Origin of the sequence: Saliniramus sp., assembly GCF_035311605.1 — a bacterium.
Taxonomy (GTDB): Bacteria; Pseudomonadota; Alphaproteobacteria; order Rhizobiales; family Beijerinckiaceae; genus Saliniramus.
The window spans coordinates 1-2,841 of the sequence record NZ_DATGCW010000077.1 but is presented as its reverse complement, the minus strand read 5'-3'; the positions used below and the strand labels follow the sequence as shown (position 1 = coordinate 2,841).

Annotated in this window: 1 protein-coding gene and 1 pseudogene; both read left to right on the top strand. The window is 65.2% G+C overall.

What is annotated here, in order from left to right:
* Positions 1–754: pseudogene (locus VKP01_RS03675) on the top strand (hypothetical protein); the annotation flags it as partial.
* 182 nt (positions 755–936) lie between these two features.
* Positions 937–2,640 carry a methyl-accepting chemotaxis protein gene (locus tag VKP01_RS03670; RefSeq protein WP_324410377.1) on the top strand — a complete coding sequence of 568 codons (1,704 nt, stop codon included), beginning with the start codon at positions 937–939 and terminating at the stop codon, positions 2,638–2,640.
* Positions 2,641–2,841: the final 201 nt, after the last annotated feature.

Sequence of the window (2,841 nt, the reverse complement as noted above, 5' to 3'; positions counted from 1 at the left end):
AGCGCAGGAGGCCGGATGGCGTGGGGCGGCGGCCTTCGATCTCGTCGCGGGCAGCGTTGATATTCGCGGCAGCCTGCGTGCTGCTGCGGTGCCCCCGGGCTGGAGCGGGCCGCCGCCACGCATTACGTTCGGCTGGACCGGCGCTGCCGGTTCGATGACGCGCGAGGTCGATACCGGGCCGCTGACCAACGGCGTGGCGCAGTTCGTGCTGCAGCGTGAGCTCGACCGGATCGAAGCCTTCGAGCGCGAGGCGGGCGAGCGTACGCGGCGCCTCGAACAATTGCGCATGGAGCGCGCGCGTGACGCGGCACGGCAGGAATGGGAGGCGCTGCTCGAAGAGCGTGCCCGCCGTGCGGCAGAAGTGCGGCCGGCCGCAATCGAGGCCGCGCAGGCCATTGCCCGCGCCCGCCGCGCACGGATCGAGGCACAGCGTGCCGCAGAGGAAGAGGCGCGGCGTGCACAGGAAGAGGCCGAGCGCCTCGCGGCAGAAGAGGCCGCGCGCGCAGAGGAGGAAGCCCGGCGCGCGCGCGAACAGGCGGCACGCGCGGAAGAGGCTGAAGCTGCGCGTCAGGCCGAGGCGGCTGCGCAAGAAGCCGAGCGCAGGCGCATGCAGGACGATATTCGCCGGTTGCTTGAACGCGAGCGCGAGCGCGATTCCTGGCGCGGCTTGTTCGAGGATGACTCCCCGGACAGCGGGGACGAGTCACCGATGCTGTTGCTGCCACCCGGCTTCGCCGATCCGGCGAGCAACTGACGAGCACGCAAATTCAGCTACAAAGCAATTTTCAGTATGAGTATTCCCGACTCATGTCCCGGAGCAGATAGTTTTTCTACAACAGCGAGCAGATCGATCGCGTTACGTAATTTTCTTTTAAGTGATCACGCATATTGCGCTGCGTCAACGCACCTTCCCTTGCGTGATGCAGGAGCTGATTCATGGCCAGACAAGCCGCTTCCGCGATCCCGGCCTTTACCGTTGGTGGTCGCTTCTATCTCGTGATCACAATCGCGTTTCTTGCACTCCTCAGCCTCGCCGTCGTCGGCGCCGCGCGCTTCTCCGGCGCCTTGTGGTCGGCCAAGCAGCAGGAGCTGGTGAATATTACCGATTCTGCCGCCAGCATCGTCGCCGACTTCCACAAGAAGGCGTTGCGCGGCGAACTCAGCATGGAGGAAGCCAAGGCGCGGGCAGCCGATGCGCTGCGCCCCATCCGCTATGCCGATGACGAGTATTTCTTCATCCACGGCTATGATGCGGTCACCGTGATGCATCCGATGGTTCCGGCGATGGAAGGCACTGACCAGAGTGGGCTGCGCCTGCCGGACGGACGCTCCATCATCATCGAGCTCGCCGATCTCGCGCGCGCCGGTGGCGGCTTCTTCGAATATGACTGGCCGGTGGTGCCCGGCGGCGACGAGGAAGCGCTTAAGATGGCTTACGTGGTCGGTTTCGAGCCCTGGGAATGGATCATCGGCACGGGAGTCTTCGTCCACGATGTCGAGACCGCAATCGCCGACAACCGCAATATCTTCCTTGCGATCGCAGGCTTTGCCGGAATGATCCTCGTCGCGCTCGGCATCGTTCTCGCCCGCGGGATCACCCGGCCCCTGCGCCGGCTGGGGCAGGGGATGCAGGCCCTCGCAAACAGCGATCTGGATACGGCCATCGAGGGGGTGTCGCGGCGTGATGAGGTCGGCGAGATGGCTGAATACGTCCAAGTCTTCAAGGAAGCGCTCATCGCCAAGCGCGATGCGGATGCGCGGATTGCGCAGGACGCCATGTCGAAGGAACGGCGCGCCGAGGCTCTCGACAGGTTGCTGCGTGGGTTCGAGGAGACCGTCTCCGATCTATCGCGAGAGCTCTCGGCCGCATCCGCCGCGATGCAGGATACGGCGAAAGGCATGCATCAGACAGCTGATCAGACCAATGGCCGCGCCCTGTCCGTCGCCAGCGCAGCCGAGCAGACCTCGGCCAATGTGCAGGCCGTGGCTTCGGCGACCGAACAACTCAACGCCTCCGTGCGCGAAATCGGCGAACAGGTGACGCAATCGGCTCGGATCGCCGACACGGCGGTGGATCAGGTGCGTCAGACCGATCAGGTCGCGCGCAGTCTCGCCAGTGGTGCCCAGAAGATCGGCGAGATCGTCTCTCTCATCAACGGCATTGCCGGCCAGACCAACCTGCTGGCGCTCAACGCCACCATCGAGGCAGCCCGTGCGGGCGACGCGGGCAAGGGGTTTGCCGTCGTCGCGGCGGAGGTGAAGAACCTGGCCGATCAGACCGCCAGGGCCACGGAAGAGATCGCCAGCCACATCTCGCAGATTCAGGGCGTGACCGAGGAAGTCGTGACTGCGGTCACGGATATCGGTGGCGTGATCGACCGTATGAAGGAAATCTCCACCGCGATTTCGGCCGCGATGGAGGAGCAGGGCGCCGCGACCAACGAGATTGCCCGCAACGTCCAGGAAGCGGCGAAGGGGACCGGCGAGGTCACCGAATCGATCGACATGGTGAAGGCCGGTGCCGGCGAGACACAGGGTGCCGCCGATTCGGTGCTCAGTGCCGCGACGGATCTCTCCGCGCGCTCATCCGGCCTCGGACGCGCGGTCGATTCCTTCCTTCAGGCCGTACGCGCTGCGTAACCTGAACCAGGCCTCACCATTTGAAAGAAAAGCGCCGCAGGTCGTGTGATCTGCTGCGCTTCACTTTCCGGAAATCGCATCGTGCGGTTTGATGAACGGCTCAGCCTTGCGAAGAGGCCGTACCGACGCTGTCGGCGGGATCGGTAAGCGCGGCATCGTTCGCGGGAGCCCCGTCTGGCTGTTGCGCGATCGCCGCCGGGG

Excerpts from the sequence above, each read along its gene's own strand:
- VKP01_RS03670 (WP_324410377.1), top strand. The coding sequence starts at position 937 with ATGGCCAGACAAGCCGCTTCCGCGATCCCGGCCTTTACCGTTGGTGGT.